This is a genomic window from Curtobacterium sp. ME-Dv--P-122a (assembly GCF_030209645.1).
Lineage (GTDB): Bacteria > Actinomycetota > Actinomycetes > Actinomycetales > Microbacteriaceae > Curtobacterium > Curtobacterium flaccumfaciens.
In genome coordinates this window covers 140,404-155,804 of record NZ_JARVRO010000009.1, presented here as the reverse complement: position 1 = coordinate 155,804, position 15,401 = coordinate 140,404, and the positions used below count along the sequence as shown (strand labels likewise).

Annotated in this window: 16 protein-coding genes; 8 read left to right on the top strand and 8 right to left on the bottom strand. The window is 72.2% G+C overall.

Annotated elements, in window-relative coordinates:
* Position 1: 1 nt before the first annotated feature.
* The 3 genes from QRN49_RS11320 to QRN49_RS11310 form a co-directional block, all read right to left on the bottom strand.
* Positions 2-721: a Type 1 glutamine amidotransferase-like domain-containing protein gene (locus QRN49_RS11320; RefSeq protein WP_284755836.1), complete on the bottom strand. Its 720-nt coding sequence runs from the start codon at positions 719-721 to the stop codon at positions 2-4.
* Entirely contained in the window at positions 718-1,245 is a 528-nt protein-coding gene (locus QRN49_RS11315) for a phosphoribosyltransferase (protein ID WP_181436808.1), read from the bottom strand. The genes QRN49_RS11320 and QRN49_RS11315 overlap by 4 nt, the downstream gene beginning before the upstream one ends.
* Positions 1,246-1,358: 113 nt before the next feature.
* The gene (locus QRN49_RS11310; protein WP_111033738.1) at positions 1,359-2,132 is read right to left on the bottom strand and encodes an SDR family oxidoreductase; all 774 of its coding nucleotides are present in this window, start codon (positions 2,130-2,132) and stop codon (positions 1,359-1,361) included.
* A gap of 123 nt (positions 2,133-2,255) precedes the next feature.
* Between QRN49_RS11310 and QRN49_RS11305 the strand changes: the two genes are divergently transcribed.
* From QRN49_RS11305 to QRN49_RS11280, 6 genes are all read left to right on the top strand, one after another.
* Entirely contained in the window at positions 2,256-3,344 is a 1,089-nt protein-coding gene (locus tag QRN49_RS11305) for an acyltransferase family protein (protein ID WP_194621822.1), read from the top strand.
* 288 nt (positions 3,345-3,632) lie between these two features.
* The gene (locus QRN49_RS11300; protein ID WP_110864019.1) at positions 3,633-4,964 is read left to right on the top strand and encodes a bifunctional o-acetylhomoserine/o-acetylserine sulfhydrylase; all 1,332 of its coding nucleotides are present in this window, start codon (positions 3,633-3,635) and stop codon (positions 4,962-4,964) included.
* Positions 4,965-5,222: 258 nt separating this feature from the next.
* A complete protein-coding gene (metX, locus tag QRN49_RS11295) occupies positions 5,223-6,425 on the top strand; it encodes a homoserine O-acetyltransferase MetX (RefSeq protein WP_284755831.1) in 1,203 nt (400 codons plus the stop codon).
* 132 nt (positions 6,426-6,557) lie between these two features.
* Positions 6,558-7,715: a sensor histidine kinase gene (locus tag QRN49_RS11290; RefSeq protein WP_259532658.1), complete on the top strand. Its 1,158-nt coding sequence runs from the start codon at positions 6,558-6,560 to the stop codon at positions 7,713-7,715.
* Positions 7,712-9,034, top strand: a complete 1,323-nt coding sequence (locus tag QRN49_RS11285; protein WP_111024825.1) for a hypothetical protein — start codon at positions 7,712-7,714, stop codon at positions 9,032-9,034. Before QRN49_RS11290 ends, QRN49_RS11285 begins: the two co-directional genes overlap by 4 nt.
* 87 nt (positions 9,035-9,121) lie before the next feature.
* The gene (locus tag QRN49_RS11280; RefSeq protein ID WP_017888182.1) at positions 9,122-9,793 is read left to right on the top strand and encodes a response regulator transcription factor; all 672 of its coding nucleotides are present in this window, start codon (positions 9,122-9,124) and stop codon (positions 9,791-9,793) included.
* 175 nt (positions 9,794-9,968) lie between these two features.
* Here QRN49_RS11280 and QRN49_RS11275 read toward each other — a convergent pair whose 3' ends face one another.
* Together QRN49_RS11275 and QRN49_RS11270 are read right to left on the bottom strand one after the other, a co-directional pair.
* The gene (locus QRN49_RS11275; RefSeq protein ID WP_111024824.1) at positions 9,969-11,234 is read right to left on the bottom strand and encodes an MFS transporter; all 1,266 of its coding nucleotides are present in this window, start codon (positions 11,232-11,234) and stop codon (positions 9,969-9,971) included.
* 124 nt (positions 11,235-11,358) lie between these two features.
* Positions 11,359-11,538, bottom strand: a complete 180-nt coding sequence (locus tag QRN49_RS11270; RefSeq protein WP_111038590.1) for a hypothetical protein — start codon at positions 11,536-11,538, stop codon at positions 11,359-11,361.
* A gap of 128 nt (positions 11,539-11,666) precedes the next feature.
* Here QRN49_RS11270 and QRN49_RS11265 point away from each other — a divergent pair, with 128 nt between their 5' ends.
* On the top strand, positions 11,667-11,855 hold the full coding sequence (locus tag QRN49_RS11265) for a hypothetical protein (RefSeq protein ID WP_262133148.1): 189 nt from the start codon (positions 11,667-11,669) through the stop codon (positions 11,853-11,855).
* 3 nt (positions 11,856-11,858) lie between these two features.
* On the opposite strand, the gene QRN49_RS11260 is transcribed toward QRN49_RS11265, so the two are convergent.
* Positions 11,859-12,167 carry a thiamine-binding protein gene (locus QRN49_RS11260; protein ID WP_071404568.1) on the bottom strand — a complete coding sequence of 103 codons (309 nt, stop codon included), beginning with the start codon at positions 12,165-12,167 and terminating at the stop codon, positions 11,859-11,861.
* Positions 12,164-13,477 carry a glycosyltransferase 87 family protein gene (locus QRN49_RS11255; RefSeq protein ID WP_284755822.1) on the bottom strand — a complete coding sequence of 438 codons (1,314 nt, stop codon included), beginning with the start codon at positions 13,475-13,477 and terminating at the stop codon, positions 12,164-12,166. Before QRN49_RS11255 ends, QRN49_RS11260 begins: the two co-directional genes overlap by 4 nt.
* Positions 13,478-13,562: 85 nt before the next feature.
* On the opposite strand from QRN49_RS11255, the gene QRN49_RS11250 reads away from it, so the two are divergent.
* Positions 13,563-14,273, top strand: a complete 711-nt coding sequence (locus tag QRN49_RS11250; RefSeq protein WP_284755820.1) for a YceI family protein — start codon at positions 13,563-13,565, stop codon at positions 14,271-14,273.
* Between the two features lie 265 nt (positions 14,274-14,538).
* Here the strand turns inward: QRN49_RS11250 and QRN49_RS11245 are convergent, their stop codons facing one another.
* Positions 14,539-15,399 (bottom strand): ADP-dependent NAD(P)H-hydrate dehydratase, encoded by an 861-nt coding sequence (locus QRN49_RS11245; RefSeq protein ID WP_284755819.1) that lies wholly within the window; start codon positions 15,397-15,399, stop codon positions 14,539-14,541.
* Positions 15,400-15,401: the final 2 nt, after the last annotated feature.

The window sequence follows — 15,401 nt, the reverse complement described above, 5'->3', positions numbered from 1 at the left end:
GCTACGCGCCCATGGTGGCGACGGCCACCGACTCCTCGCCGGCCATCACACGCCAGACGCTGCCGGTCCCGCGGACCTCGAGCGCGCCCTCGCCGACGACGAGCGTGGTGTCCTCGTCGATCGCGAGTCCGGCGGTGACGAACTCGGCCTCGGCGCTGGCGATGAGCCGCGCGAGCGTGCCGGCCTGCACCGCGTGCACGTCGATGGTCAGGTCGACCAGGCCGAGGCCCTCGCGGAGCTCGACCTCGTCCAGCCCCTCGGACGCCGCCTCGGGGCAGATCTCGACGCCGCCGATGCGCCAGCCGCCCACCAGGGCACGGTCGGCGGCGATCATCGCGCCGGCCGAGTAGCCGAGGTAGGGCAGCCCGTCGGAGACGAGCAGCCGGAGCTGGTCGACGAGCGGGGCGATCGCCGCCAGGTAGTCGGGGGTGACGCCGCCACCGACCACCAGGGCGTCGACGTCGCTCAGGACGGTGGTGTCGAAGACCTGACCGGCCGCGACCTCGGTGACGAGCACCTCGGCCGTGCGCGGGCCGCCGAGGACCTCGGCGATGTCGGCGGTCGACGACGGGCTGCCGCCGTCCGGGCCCGCCACGGAGAGCAGGGCGATGCGCGGGGCGCTCCGGCCCACCGCTGCCGAACGGGCGGTGGCCTCGGCGAGGAACGGTGCTGCGGCGTCCGAGGCGGCGAAGAGACCGCCGCCGACCAGGTGGATGCTCACGACTCGGCCGTCACGGGGGCGAGGGCGCTCCACGGGAACGTGATCCAGCCGTCGACCCGGCGCCACACGTGGTCGGGCTCGAGGACGGTGCCGGGCTTCGAGTACAGGCAGGCGCTCCGGACGTCGGCACCGGCGTTCCGGATGATGTCGACCACCAGGCGCAGGGTGCGGCCGGAGTCCGACACGTCGTCGACGACGAGGACCCGCTTGCCGGACAGGCTCGGGGCGTCGAGGGCGGGGGCGAGCACGACCGGCTCCTCCAGCCGCTGCTCGACGTCGGTGTAGAACTCGACGTTGATCGAGCCGCACTCCTTGGTGCCGAGGGCGTACGCCACGGCGCCGGCGATGATCAGTCCGCCGCGGGCGACGGCGACGACGACCTCGGGCTCGAAGCCGCTGGACAGGACGTCCTTGGCGAGCAGGCGTGCGGCGTCACCGAACTCGAGCCAGCCGAGTACCTCGGGCCCGCTCGTCACGGTCACGGTGGACGGAGCCGCGGGCTCGGGTTCGCTGCTGATCGGCATCCGACCACGGTACCGGCAGGGAGCCCGCGCCCGCGACCCGCGGCAGCAGCCCGGGCGCTGCGCGGGTCCGGCGCGGCGGTGCGGGTTCGGGCTCGAGTCCGGCGCGGGTCGGCTCAGCGGGGCGTCAGCGGGCCGCGCGCCAGCTTGTGCTGCGCCGACTGCGCCACCGGCCGGATCGTCACGAGGTCGAGGTTCACGTGCGCCGGCAGTTCCACCGCGTGCACGATGGCCTCGGCGACGTCGTCGGCCACGAGCGGCTCCGGCACGTCGTCGTACACCGCGGCGGCCTTCTGCTCGTCGCCACGGAACCGGGTGAGTGCGAACTCGTCGGTCTTCACCATGCCCGGCGCGATCTCGACGACCCGGATCGGCTCGCCGTTCAGCTCGAGCCGGAGCGCGCCGACCAGGGCGTGCTCGGCGAACTTCGCGGCGTTGTAGCCGCCACCGTTCTCGTACGCGACGAACCCGGCGGTGCTGGTCACCGTGACGATGTCGGCGCTCCCGGACTCCCGGGCCCGGTCGCGCAGGTGCGGCAGCAGCGCGGAGACGACCCGCTTCGTGCCGATCACGTTGACCTCGAACATGGCGCGCCAGTCGTCGACGTCGGACTCCTCGACGCTCGCCGAACCGAACGCCCCACCGGCGTTGTTCACGAGCACGTCGGCACCGCCGAGGTCCGCGACCCGCGCGGCGAGCGCCGCCACGTCGTCGGCGTCCGTGATGTCGGCGACCAGGGTGTCGGCCCCGGTCTCCGCGGCGAGCGCCTCGAGCTTCGCGGTGCGGCGGGCCACGGCGAGCACGTCCCAGCCCCGCGACCGGAACAGCCGGACGGTGGCCGCCCCGATGCCCGAGCTCGCTCCGGTGACGACTGCGCGCCGTGCTGCCATGTGATCTGCCTCCTGCGTCGGTGACCGGGGCACGTGGTTGCCCGGTCCGCCCACCGTACCGAGCGGGACGGTTCCGGCACCGCACCGGGCCGTCCAGATCACGATCCGGTAACGTGACCAGCGATGACGACGGATGCCGCCCCTCCCGCCCCCTCGGCCCCGGCGACGCAGCTCGAGCCCGGTCGAGCCCCGCGCCGGATCCCGATGTGGGACACCGCGCGGTTCGTCGCGGTCACGCTCGTGGTCATCGGCCACGCGATCCAGCGGCAGACGCCGGCGAGCGAACACGCCCTGGCGCTCTACACGTTCATCTACGCGTTCCACATGCCGGCGTTCGGCGTGATCAGCGGGTACTTCTCGTCGGCGGACACCCCGACGGCGAAGCGCATGCGCCGGACGATCACGGACATCGTCGTGCCGTACATCATCATGCAGACGATCTGGACCGTGGTGCAGGGCATCGTCGAGGGCGGCAAGGACTTCAACCCGACGCAGCCGACTTGGACCCTGTGGTTCCTGCTGGCCCTGGGCATCTTCAAGCTGATCCTGCCGTACCTGGCGCAGCTGCGGTGGCCGCTGTTCTGGGCGGTCGTGTTCAGCATCGGCGTCGGCTACTTCGACAACGTCGACTCGACGCTCTCGCTGTCCCGCGCGATCAGCCTGCTGCCGTTCTTCCTGCTCGGGTGGCAGGTCAAGCAGTGGGGCGTCTTCGACCGCTGGTACGAGGCGTCCCGTCGCGTGGTCGTCCGCGTGCGGATCGCCGCCGTCGTGGTGTTCGCCGCGTGGGCGGTGTCGTGCGCGGTCTGGATCCCGCAGTTCAAGGAGTTCGACCTGCACCACTGGTTCTTCTACGACGACTCCTACTCGGGGCTCGGCGAGGACGCCTGGTGGGCGGGTGCGGTGCGCTTCGGCCTGATGCTGCTCGCGACCCTGCTGACGGCGTCGTTCCTGGTGCTCATCCCCCGTCGGAACATCTGGATCACCCGGTTCGGCGCGGCGACGATGTACGTCTACCTCCTCCACACGTTCGTGCTCTACCCGATCCGGGAGTCCGGCGTCCTGGCCGGCGAGCACTCGGCCTGGCCGTTCGTGCTCCTCATGGTCGTCATCGCGTGCGCCGTCAGCCTCTTCCTGGCGCAGCCCTTCGTGCGGCGCGGGATGCGGTGGCTGCTCGAGCCGAAGGTCGACTGGCTGTTCCGCCGCGACGGGTGAGGGCCGTCCACGAACGGTGCGAGGTTCCGTCCGTGGTGCAGGGGGCGCAGGCTCGCACCGAGTCCGCAACCTCGCACCACAGGTGACCTCGCACGGTGCGACCCAGCGTCGCGCTCCGCGGACGGGAGGCCCGGGGCGCGTCGGGCGGGTGCGTTACGTCCCGAGGCGGGTGCGGTGGTGCGGGCCCGGCCACCTGCGTACCGTGACACCCGACGCACAGCCGCGCCGCGCCTCCAGGCCGAGCGCAGGGCGACCCGACGACCAGCCGCACCGGACAGGAGCACCAAGATGACCGAGCACGACGCCGCGCAGTGGCAGTTCGAGACCACCCAGGTCCACGCCGGCGCACAGCCGGACCCGACCACCGGGGCTCGAGCGACGCCGATCTACAAGACGACCTCGTACGTCTTCGCGAACTCGGACGAAGCGCGCGACCTGTTCGCGCTCGCCAAGCCGGGCAACATCTACTCCCGGATCATGAACCCGACGAACGACGTCGTCGAGCAGCGGATCGCCGCGCTCGAGGGCGGTTCCGGGGCCCTGCTCGTCGCCTCCGGCCAGGCTGCCGAGACCTACGCGGTGCTGAACATCGCGGGGGCGGGTGACCACATCGTGTCGTCGTCGTCGATCTACGGCGGCACGTACAACCTGTTCAAGTACACGCTGGCGAAGCTCGGCATCGAGACGACGTTCGTCGAGGACCAGGACGACCTCGAGGAGTGGCGCCGCGCCGTCCGCCCGAACACGAAGCTGTTCTTCGCCGAGACCATCGGGAACCCGAAGATCAACGTCCTCGACATCACGGGCGTCAGCGACGTCGCCCACGAGTCCGGCGTCCCGCTGATCGTCGACAACACGATCGCGACGCCGTACCTGATCCGTCCGTTCGAGCACGGCGCGGACATCGTGGTGCACTCGGCCACGAAGTTCCTCGGCGGCCACGGCACGGTCATCGGCGGGATCATCGTCGACGGCGGGAAGTTCGCCTGGTCGCAGCACGCCGACCGGTTCCCGGAGTTCAACACGCCCGACCCGTCGTACCACGGTGCGGTCTTCGCCGAGGCGGTCGGCAACGAGCTCGCCTACATCGTGAAGGCCCGGGTGCAGCTGCTCCGCGACCTCGGTGCGTCGAACTCCGCGGACACGGCGTTCGCGCTGCTGCAGGGCATCGAGACCCTGTCGCTCCGCATCGAGCGGCACGTGTCGAACGCGCAGGAGATCGCGGAGTGGCTCGACCAGCACCCCGACGTCGCCACGGTCGCCTACGCCGGGCTGCCGACGTCGCCCTGGTACGCGGCCGCCAACCGGTACGCGCCGAAGGGCGTCGGCGCCGTGCTGTCGTTCGAGCTCAAGGGCGGGGTGACCGCGGGCAAGGCGTTCGTCGACAACCTGCAGCTGTTCTCGCACCTGGCGAACATCGGTGACGTCCGCTCGCTCGTGATCCACCCGGCGTCGACCACGCACTCGCAGCTCACCCCCGAGCAGCAGCTCACGACCGGGGTCACGCCCGGCCTGGTGCGCCTGTCGGTCGGCATCGAGAACATCGCCGACCTGAAGGCGGACCTCGAGGCCGGGCTGGCCGCGGCCCGGGCGACCGCGCAGGAGAGCCAGCGCGCGTAGAGCCCGCGGGGCCTGCCTGCCTGGCGATGCGCGTGCATGTTGCGACGTCCCACGTGTCGATCGACGCGTGGGACGTCGCTCGTTGCACACGCATCCGGTACGTGCGCATGGTGCGACGATCCACGAGTCGAACAACGCGCACGACGTCGGAACATGCGCACGCACGGAACGGCGAGCGCGGTCCGAAGGCCGGCCACCCGCCGGGCGTGACGTAACACGGCGGCGGCGACCCGCGCCTCCCGGCAGACTGGACGCACGATGGACTGGCAGACGACCCCCGAGGACTCCGTGCCGTCCACCCTGGTGCCCGGCACCGAACTCGGCACCCTCGGCAAACCGCCCGTGACCGGTGCCTGGCGTCCCGGTGACCACCCGGGTGCACGCCACTTCGAGTCGCTCGGCGAGCAGTGGGTGCGCGGCGGCCGCCTGCCGTCCGTGCGCGTGGCGTACGAGACGTGGGGCACGCTCAACGCCGCCCGCGACAACGCGGTGCTCGTCCTGCACGCACTGACCGGGGACTCGCACGTGACGGGTGCCGCCGGCCCGGGCCACCGCACCGCCGGCTGGTGGGGCGACGTCGTCGGCCCCGGCCGGGCGATCGACACCGACCGGTGGTTCGTGATCGCGCCGAACATGCTCGGCGGCTGCCAGGGCACCACCGGGCCGTCGTCGGTGTCGCCGACGGGCGCAGAGTGGGGCTCGCGGTTCCCGTTCGTCACGGTGCGCGACCAGGTCGAGGTGCAGGCGCAGCTCGCCGACCGGCTCGGCATCGAGACCTTCGCGGCCGTCGTCGGCGGGTCGATGGGCGGCATGCACGCCCTCGAGTTCGCGGTCTCGCACCCGGCGCGTGTGCGGCGGCTGGCGGTCCTCGCGTCGACGGCGCAGACCACCGCCGACCAGATCGCGGCGAACTCGCTGCAGCGGGCGGCGATCCAGATGGACCCGGCGTTCGCGGGCGGCGACTACTACGAGGCCGACGTCGGCGAGGGCCCGCACCGCGGACTCTCGCTGGCCCGGCGGATGGCGCTGATGACCTACCGGGCGTCGGACGAGCTGAACAGCCGCTTTGCGCGGTCCTGGCAGAGCGACGTCTCCCCGCTCGGTGACGACGGCCGGTTCTCGGTGGCGAGCTACCTCGACTTCCACGGCAACAAGTTCACGCGGCGGTTCGACGCCTCGAGCTACGTGACACTGACGTACGCGATGGACTCGCACGACGTGGGCGCCGGGCGCGGCGGGGTGTCGGCGGCACTCGGGCTGGTGACCGCACGGACACTGGTCGTGGGGATCTCGAGCGACCGGCTGTTCCCCGTCGAGGACCAGCACCGGATCGCCGCGGGCGTGCCGGACGCGCTCGACGGGGACTCCGCCGCGGTGATCGAGAGCGAGTTCGGACACGACGGGTTCCTCATCGAGCACGAGCAGGTCGGGGCGCACCTGCGGCGGTTGCTCGACTCCTGAGCGGGCCCGCCTGCCACCACGGCGCGCCGAAGACCCCCCAACGGGTGGCGCGCGTGGAATGATGGCGTGGAGCTCGGCACTGACCGACGCTCGGTTTCCCGCACCGCCAGATCGTCACCAACCAGGACATCGATGGACTTCATCGCACAGGAACGCGACCGCTTGCTGCGGTCGGCGACCCGTGTCGTGGGCATCGTCTGCGCGCTCGTCAGCGTCGTGGGCATCCTCTCCGCCGCCGCCGTGCCCGCGCCGCCCCTCATCGGCGCACTCCTCTGCATCGCCGCGATGATCACCGCGCTCGTGTGCTTCGGCCGCGGCGGCGAAGTGTGGTGGACCGCCGCCATCGTCGTCGCCGGGCTCGCCACGATGGTGCTGCTCTTCACCGGCGTCGACGACTCGGCGAGGCCCCTCGTCGCCAGCGCCGTCATGCCCCTGGCCGCAGGCGGGCTCTCGGCACCGCTGATGGCCCAGCGCGGGCACCCGGTCGGTCTTGGCATCACGATCGCCGGGGGCGGCGCCGTGGTGGTGCTCATGGTCTGGGGCTCGGGCTCGCTCCTGTCGACCCCGGTCAGCGGCGCACTGCTCGGGTGGATCCTGATGGCCGTCGTGGCGATCTGGATCTCGCGCAGCATCCCCCGCGTCGCCCGCCGCATCTACAGCATCGGCACCGCCCACCGCGCCGAACGGCAGGCCAGCGAGACCGAGGCACAGCGCCGCCAGGGTGCCCGCCTGCTGCACGACACCGTGCTCGCGACCCTGACGCTGCTGGCGCACTCCGGCGTCGGCGTCTCCGAGCAGGCGATGCGCGAGCAGGCCGCCGAGGACGCCCGACTACTGCGGCACCTGCGCCTCGGTGCGACCCCGCAGCCCTCGCAGTCCGGTGACTACTCGCTCACCCGCGAAGAGGAATCACCCCTCGGGCAGACCCTCGAGTCGGTCAAGCAGCGCTTCGGTCGGATGGGGCTCGAGGTCAGCTGGCACGGCACCGGGCAGGTCCTGCTGCCGTCGAACGTGCTCGACGCGTTCCTGCTCGCGCTCGGCGAGTGCCTCGAGAACGTCCGTCGGCACGCCGGCGTCGGCGAGGCCCACGTCACGATCGTCCACGACAACGAGGTCGTCCGTGCGATGGTCACCGACTCCGGCGTCGGCTTCGACCTCACCACCGTCAGTGCCGAGCGACTCGGCTTCAAGGAGAGCGTCGTGAACCGCCTGCGCGAGGTCGGCGGCGACGCGAAGCTCTTCTCCGCGCCGGGCTCCGGCACCACCGTCGTCCTGGAGGCACCGCGATGACCCGCGTCCCCGAGGACACCATCGGCCGCAGCCTGCCCGGCGAGACGGCCCCACCAGCACCCCGCACCCGCCGCGAGGCGCGCGAGCGGTACCGCACGAGCGAACGGCGCCAGGCCCGAGGGCTCCCGTCGACGTCCACCGGTGCCCGGTCCCTGCGGCAGGCCGCGAAGCCCGGCGCGTCGCTCGGTGCCGGCTACCTCGGCCTCGGCGCCGCGGTCCTCACCGCGATCGAGGCCGTCGCCGGCATCGCGTTCTTCCTGGTGCGCTGGAACGAGTACTCCGACCCGTGGCTGCCCGCGGTCGCCTGGGGGCTCTACGTCGTCGCCGCCGTCGGGGTCGGACTCAGCGTCCTGACCTACGGCGAACGGCTGACGGGTCCGGCCTTCGCGTTGATCTGCGTCGTGCTGGCGTGCGTGGTCACGCTCGACTTCATCGGCATCTGGCCCGAGCACGACATCGCGCACACCGCGACCGCGTCGATGGCCGCCGGGTTCGCCCTGCTGCCGATCGCCACGCTCCGACCCGCCCGCGAGGTCGCAGCCGCCATCGGTGCGCTCGGCATCGCGTTCATCGTGATGGCCGTCGTGTCGACGCCGATCACGCACGACACCATGCCCGGCATCGTGTCCCTGCTGTCGCTCGTCGTGGTGCCGCCGTCGCTCGCGCTGTACGTCGTGCAGCGGTTCCGCCAGCTCGTGCAGCGCGAACTCGACCGGGTGCTCGTGCAGAGCAACGTGCAGGCGCCGCAGTTCGCCGTCGGCATGCTCGCCTCGGACGAGCTCGCCCGGCTCGACCTGGCCGCCGAGAAGCTGCTCGACGCCGTCGCGAACGGCACCGACCCGCTGCCGCTGTCCGACGCCTCGAGTTCCGTCGCCGCATCGCTCGCCACCGAGCTCCGCCTGCACCTGATCGAGGGCCGTCGCGAGACCTGGCTCTACCACGCGATCACCGAGTCCGACCACCTCGGTCGCTCGGTGAGCGTCGCCGACCCGACCGCACTGGCCGGGCACCTCTCCCCCACGCAGCGCGACGGACTGCTGCAGGCGATCTGGCAGATGGTCGGCGACGGCCGCACCGCCCAGCCCGGCATGCCCGTCGTCTCCGTCACCCTCGGCCCCATCGGTTCCGACGGTCACCCGGTCAGCGACGACACCATGGACGTGCCCGTCGTCATCGAGTCCCGCGGGGTGCCCCGGCGCAGCCTCGGCCCGACGGCGTGGAGTGCCCTGCAGCGCATCGGCCCGTACACCGAGACCGTCCGCGACGGCGCGCTGCACATCGTCGCGCACTGCGTCGTGAACCGACATCCGTCGATGTAGCTGCCGGACACCCGCACGCCTGACCGACTTCCGGCCCGCATCCTCCTAGGATCGGCCGAGCAATCCGCACCGAGAAAGGACGCCAGCATGGCGACTCCAGAGGAACCGATCCGACTCGCACTGGTCGACGACCACAGGATGCTCCTCGGCGCGCTCACGGAGTGGATCCGGAACGCGGCCGACGACATCACCCTGGTGGCCGCCGTCACGACCTGGCCCGAGCTCCTGACGAGCCCGGCGTTCCCGGTCGACGTGGTGCTGCTGGATCTGGACCTCAAGGACTCCATCCCGGTGTCGCTGAAGATCTCGACGCTCAAGACCGCGGGCGTCAAGACCGTCGTGATGAGCACGTACTCGGAGCCGAACGTCGTGCGCGAGGCCCTCGGAGCCGGGGCCCTCGGGTACCTCGTCAAGAGCGAGGACGCCGACATGATCGTCGAGGCCATCCGCTCCGCCCAGCGCGGCGAGCAGTACGTCTCGGCCGAGCTCGACCTCGCCATCAACAGCGGCGACGTCGGCGGCGTCCCGAAGCTCAGCGCCCAGGAGCGTCGCGTGATGGCCCTGTACGGCGGTGGCGAGCCCGTCAAGAGCGTCGCCTACCAGCTCGGCATCTCCGAGGAGACCGCGAAGAGCTACCTCAAGCGCATCCGCGAGAAGTACCGCGTCGCCGGCTTCGACGTGGGCACGAAGGTGGCGCTCCGGAAGCGCGCGATCACCGACGGCATCATCGTGCAGGACGGCAGCCCCCTGGGGCTGTAGCGCGCGTTGCGCGTTGCGCGTTGCGCTTCGTGAGCAGCAATAGTCGGGTCCCGTCACGGGACCCGACCATTGCTGCTCACCATGTGCGGTGGCCGCACCGCGTGACGGACGGGAGGCCCGTGGCGGCGTCGCCACGGGCCTCCCGTCCGGTGGGTGCGTGCGCGCGCCCCGCGTGTCAGGCCGTCGGGACGGGTGCGGTGATCGGACCGGTGGAGGGCGACGAGGAGCGGACCGCGGCACGACGGGTGCTCCGCCGCTCGACCGCGTAGCTGACCATCGTCACCAGGACGCCGAGCAGCGCGAGGCCGATGCCGAGCCAGCCCGGTGCGAGGAACCCGAAGCCGGCGGCGATGACCGCGCCGCCCAGAGCCGCACCGATCGAGTTGCCGATGTTGAACGCCGAGTGGTTCAGCGCGGCCGCGATCGTGCGGGCATCCCCCGCGACGTCCATCAGGCGCGACTGCACCGCCGGCGGGATCGCCGACGAGGTCGCACCGAGCAGGAACGCGCCGAGCAGCATGCCCCAGAGCCACTGCGCCGTCAGGACGGTGATGAGCAGGGCTCCGATGAGCGAGAACATGCCGACGTAGATCGTGCGCTTCACGCTGTGGTCGGCCAGGTGTCCGCCGAGCACCCCGCCGACGACCATGCCGATGCCCACGACGACGAGCACGATCGGCACGAACGACTCGGGCATCCCGGTGACGTTCTGCACGAGCGGGGAGATGTACGAGTACACCGCGAAGAAGCCGCCGAACCCGACGGCGCCGAGGCCCATCACGATCCACACCTGCGGCACGCGGAACGCCCGGAGCTCACGGCCGATCGTGGCGTGCTCGTCGCGGGCGCTCTTCGGCACGAAGGCCGCGACGGCCAGGAACGTCAGGGCGAACAGCGCGGCGACGACACCGTAGGCGACCCGCCACCCGGCCACCTGTCCGACCCACGTGATCGCCGGGACGCCGACGACGTTCGCGACCGACAGGCCGAGCAGCACCATGGCGATGCCCTTGCCGCGCTTGCCCGGGCCCATCATGTCGCCGGCCACGATCGACGCGATGCCGAAGTAGGCGCCGTGCGGCAGCCCCGCGACGAAGCGGGCCACGAGCACCAGGCCGAACGAGGGCAGCAGCGCGCTCGCGATCGTCGCGACGACGAACCCGACGAGCAGCACGAGGATCAGGCCCTTGCGCGGGAACCGGGCGGACATCGCCGCGATGGTCGGCGCACCGACGACGACCCCGAGGGCGTACGCGCTGACGAGCCAGCCGGCGTGGGCGATCCCGGCGTCGGGGTCGATGCCGTACTGCTCGGGGAGCAGGGCCTGCGCGATGTTCGGCAGCAGTCCCATCGCGACGAACTCGGTCGAGCCGATGGCGAACCCGCCGAGGGCGAGCGAGATGAGCGCGAGGGTGCGACGCGCAGGCGTGAGCTGTGACATGGGGCCTGTTCTCGTGCGGGCGGAGCGGGACGACGGGGCAGCACCCCACCGGACGGGGCGGCCGTGATGTCCTGGTCCGTCGAGTGTAGACCGCTCCAACGGACCAGCGAAAGCCCGCGGGAGCTCAGGCCGCCTGGCGCTCCGGGGTGCGGGTCCGTGCGGGGGCCTGCTCGGGCAGCTCGTCGCGGTGCACCCACCCGGTGCCGCACTCCGCGCAGCTCGCCCAGGCGTTCTCGCCCTGTTCGTCCGTGTCGATGACGACCGTTCGCAGGTCGCAGTCGGGGCACCAGCCGTCGTGCATCATCACGCGCTCCTCATCGTCGTCTCGCAGGCCACCGGAAGTGGCTCGATGCAGACCATGAGACACCCGGCCACCGACATCCGAGGGACCGATACGGCGTGTCGGGCGACGCTGCGGTGCAGGATGACGACGTGCCCACCGTCACGACCGTCCTGGCCTCCTGCGCCGCCGGCGCGCCCGCGAACTGCGAGGACGTCACCGACCCGCTCGGGATCGTCGTCGTCGTGGTGTTCGCGGTCGCCGGCCTCGTCCTGCTGACGGTCGCCGCGGTCGCCGGCACCGACCCCCGTCGCCGCAGGCGTCCGCGTCGGCGCCGCTGACCACTACTCGCCGAGCGCGGCCTCGAGCCGTTCGAGCTTGCCGTCGATCTCGCCCGTGTGCCCGGGGCGGATGTCGGCCTTCAGCACGAGCGACACCCGCGTGCCGTACTCTCCGACGGCCTCGGTGGCGCGCTTGACGACGTCCATGACCTCGTCCCACTCCCCCTCGATCTCGGTGAACATCGACGAGGTGCGGTTCGGCAGCCCGCTCTCGCGCACCACGCGCACGGCGGCCGCGACGGCGTCGTGCACGGACCCGTCGGACGTTGCAGCGGGACCACCGGACGGAGCGACGGAGAAGGCGACGATCATGCGTCCATCTTGCCCGGCTCGGGCTGGTCGCGCACGGACGGCGACGAGCGCGCCGGCACCCGTCCGGACCCCGCGCGACGGCCCATCCGCACCAGCACGACGACGCTCCACACCAGGATCGCCACCTCGAGCACGTTCCGCACCGTGAGCACCACGAGGATCCACGGCTGCACGCCGAGCAACTGGTCGTAGTAGCCCGGGTAGATCAACTGCGTGAGCAGGGCCATCGGCAGCGCGAGCACCGCGATCGGCACGAACCGGCGCGCACTCGGGGCACCCGCCGCGAGGCCCCAGACGATCGGCACCGCGAACCAGCCGATGTACTGCGGCGACCCCACCTTGTTCGTCGCGATGAGCGCCGCGACGAACAGCAGCGCCAGGACCGGCGCGAGCTCGGCCCGACGGGCACCGCGGCGCGCGGCCCAGAGCGCGAGCACGACCCCGGCCACCACGACGACGGCCATCAACGGCGTCGACACCGCGGCGGCGACGGACGTGCCGGCACCGGACACCTCGAAGGTCAGGATCTCCTGGTCGTAGAACACCGCCGCTCCGGGGACGCCGAACGCTGCGGCCCACATGAACGGCGTCGCGAGCGGTGACTCGATCTGCAGCCCACGGCCGGTCTGCTCACCGACGAAGGACAGCAGGTACGGCGCACCGCCCCACAGCACGTCGACGAGCACGATCAGGGCGCTCAGCACCAGGGCTCCGGCGAGCACACCCCGGCGGTGTCCGCGACGCAGGAGCAGCAGCACCGCGACGAGCGCCGCGGGCCACACCTTCGTCCACGCGCCGGCGGTGAAGAGTGCGGAGGCGACGGCCGGCCTCGAGGCCACGAACGCCACGCCCACCAGCGCGAACACCGTCGCGACGGTGTCGATCCGACCGAGCGCGATCGGGCCGAGCGCGAGCAGGAACAGCAGCCACCACCAGGCGACCCGCACGCCGTGCACGCCGAAGCGGTCGGACGACCCCACACGCGCCCGGAACCGCCACAGGAACGCGCACGCCGCGGCGTCGAGCAACACCATCAGCAGCAGCCAGCCGGTGCCGATCGACGCGACGCCCCCGAGGGCCGCTGCCGCCATCGGCACGATCGCCAGGATCGGGTACACCCAGGCGCCGTCGATGCCGACCCAGAAGTCCGCGGTCCGCCCGGTCTCGATCCAGCGGCTGTAGGTGATGGTCACGTCGCCGAGCGGCAGGTTCGCGCACACCAGGGTCAGCCACCACAGGAACCCGTGCACGGCGACGAACGCCAGGACGAAGCCGGCGAGTTCGAGCCACCGGGTCGAGGTCGTCTGCACCGGACGAGCGTAGCGGCCGGACCGAGGGGGCGATCGCTGCCACGGACTCAGGGTCTCCCGAGCATGACGTGTCACCGTTCTGCGCGTGACCACCGACACCCCGCGCAAGCGCCGCAAGGCCGTCATCTGGATCTCCGTCATCGCCGCCGTCGTCGTCCTCGGCGTCGTGGGCGCGGTGGTCTTCACGAACGTCTACACGAGCAACGAGAACGCGAAGGCCTCGGCCGCGCCGTCCGTCGCCGCCACCCGCCAGGCCTCCACCCTCGACGACACGGACCTGTCCGGCGGGTGGACGGTCGGCGGCGACTCCGAGGCCGGGTACCGCGTCCACGAGGTCCTGAACGGCTCCGACGTCACCGTCACCGGCCGCACCGACAGCGTCTCCGGCACCGCGACCGTCGACGGCACGAGCATCACCGCCGCGAAGATCACGGTGCAGGTCGCCGACATCACCACCGACTCCGACCAGCGCGACGCCTACTTCCGCGACTCCGCGATGGACGCGGCGGCCTTCCCCGAAGCCACCTTCGAACTCACCGGACCGATCGCCGACGCGGTCCCGAGCGGTTCCGACACGACGACCGTGACGGCTCTGGGGAAGCTCACCCTGCACGGCGTCACGAAGGACGTCACCGCGAAGCTGCAGGTCGGCCTGAACGGCGACGGCGTCGACATCTCCGGCTCGGTCCCGATCACCTTCTCGGACTACGGCGTGCAGGCCCCGAGCCTGGGGTTCGTCAAGGTCGACGACGCCGGTTCCGTCGAGTTGCTGGTGCACGCGACCCCCGCGAGCTGACGTCCGCGACGCGCGTCACGCCCGTGACGTGCCCGCCGACGGCCTGGAGGCGCGGTGCCAGCTGGCACCGCGCCTCCAGGCCGTCCGTCGTCGCGTCCGGGGCCGCACCCGCGCAGGCCACGCGCGTTGCGTCCGCAACCGGCGACACGGTCGTCGTCGTACGACGTCGACACTGTCGCTGCCGCGCGTCCGCAACGGTGCGCCCGCACAACGAACGACGAAGTCGATGTCGTACGACGTCGACACCGTCGTTCCGCGTCGGTGGCTACCCGCGCGCGTCCCCGTCCACGACCAGGTCCCGCACGACCCCCGGCAGCTCGGCGATGAGCGTCGTCATCGGGAACGGTCCGCCGCCGGAGGCCCGCCGCGCCGCGAGCCCGTGCACCACCGCGGCCGACGCGGCCAGGTGCGCGAGGTCCGACGGCGTGAGCGACGAACCGGCCGCCTCGACGGAGCCCTGCCGCGCGGCGACGAGCGCCCCGAGGACCCCGCCCAGCACGTCTCCGGCCCCAGCCGCCGCGAGCCACGGCGTCGCCGAGGACGCCACGAGCCGCACCGACCCGTCCGGGGTGACCACGTGGGTCCGCTCCCCCTTGAGCAGCACGACGCTTCCGGTCTGCTCGGCCGCCCGGAGCGCTGCGGCGGCCGGGTCCTGCTCGATCTCGGCGCGATCGGCTCCGAGGAACGAAGCGAGCTCACCGGCGTGCGGGGTGAGCACGGCGAGCGGCCCGAGGTCGACGAGCGGGATCGCCCCGGCGTCGACGACGACCGGCACGCCGTCGTCAGATGCGTGCGAGAAGCCCGACGCCGTCGTCTCGTCCAGGTCACCGAGCGTCGGTGCCGAGATCCCGGAGCCGACGAGCCAGGCCTGCACGCGGCCGACGCCGGACACGACCTCGGGGCGGCGGGTGAGCACGTGGTCGGTGGCGCGTGCGGGTCCGACGTACCGGACCATGCCGACGCCGGTGTGCACGGCGGCGTCGACCCCGAGCACCGCGGCGCCGGGGTACTGGTCGGACCCGGTCGCGACGCCGAGCACCCCGCGGCGGTACTTGGTGGACTCCCCCGTCGGCGCGGTGACCCACGCGGCGGCATCGGACGGTCGGACGGGCACGAAGTCGTTCACCG

Bases quoted from the DNA above. Each gene is read 5' to 3' on its own strand.
- QRN49_RS11315 (WP_181436808.1), bottom strand. From the start codon at position 1,245: ATGCCGATCAGCAGCGAACCCGAGCCCGCGGCTCCGTCCACCGTGACC.
- QRN49_RS11310 (WP_111033738.1), bottom strand. From the start codon at position 2,132: ATGGCAGCACGGCGCGCAGTCGTCACCGGAGCGAGCTCGGGCATCGGG.
- QRN49_RS11305 (WP_194621822.1), top strand. From the start codon at position 2,256: ATGACGACGGATGCCGCCCCTCCCGCCCCCTCGGCCCCGGCGACGCAG.
- QRN49_RS11300 (WP_110864019.1), top strand. From the start codon at position 3,633: ATGACCGAGCACGACGCCGCGCAGTGGCAGTTCGAGACCACCCAGGTC.
- metX (WP_284755831.1), top strand. From the start codon at position 5,223: ATGGACTGGCAGACGACCCCCGAGGACTCCGTGCCGTCCACCCTGGTG.
- QRN49_RS11290 (WP_259532658.1), top strand. From the start codon at position 6,558: ATGGACTTCATCGCACAGGAACGCGACCGCTTGCTGCGGTCGGCGACC.
- QRN49_RS11285 (WP_111024825.1), top strand. From the start codon at position 7,712: ATGACCCGCGTCCCCGAGGACACCATCGGCCGCAGCCTGCCCGGCGAG.
- QRN49_RS11280 (WP_017888182.1), top strand. From the start codon at position 9,122: ATGGCGACTCCAGAGGAACCGATCCGACTCGCACTGGTCGACGACCAC.
- QRN49_RS11275 (WP_111024824.1), bottom strand. From the start codon at position 11,234: ATGTCACAGCTCACGCCTGCGCGTCGCACCCTCGCGCTCATCTCGCTC.
- QRN49_RS11270 (WP_111038590.1), bottom strand. From the start codon at position 11,538: ATGATGCACGACGGCTGGTGCCCCGACTGCGACCTGCGAACGGTCGTC.
- QRN49_RS11260 (WP_071404568.1), bottom strand. From the start codon at position 12,167: ATGATCGTCGCCTTCTCCGTCGCTCCGTCCGGTGGTCCCGCTGCAACG.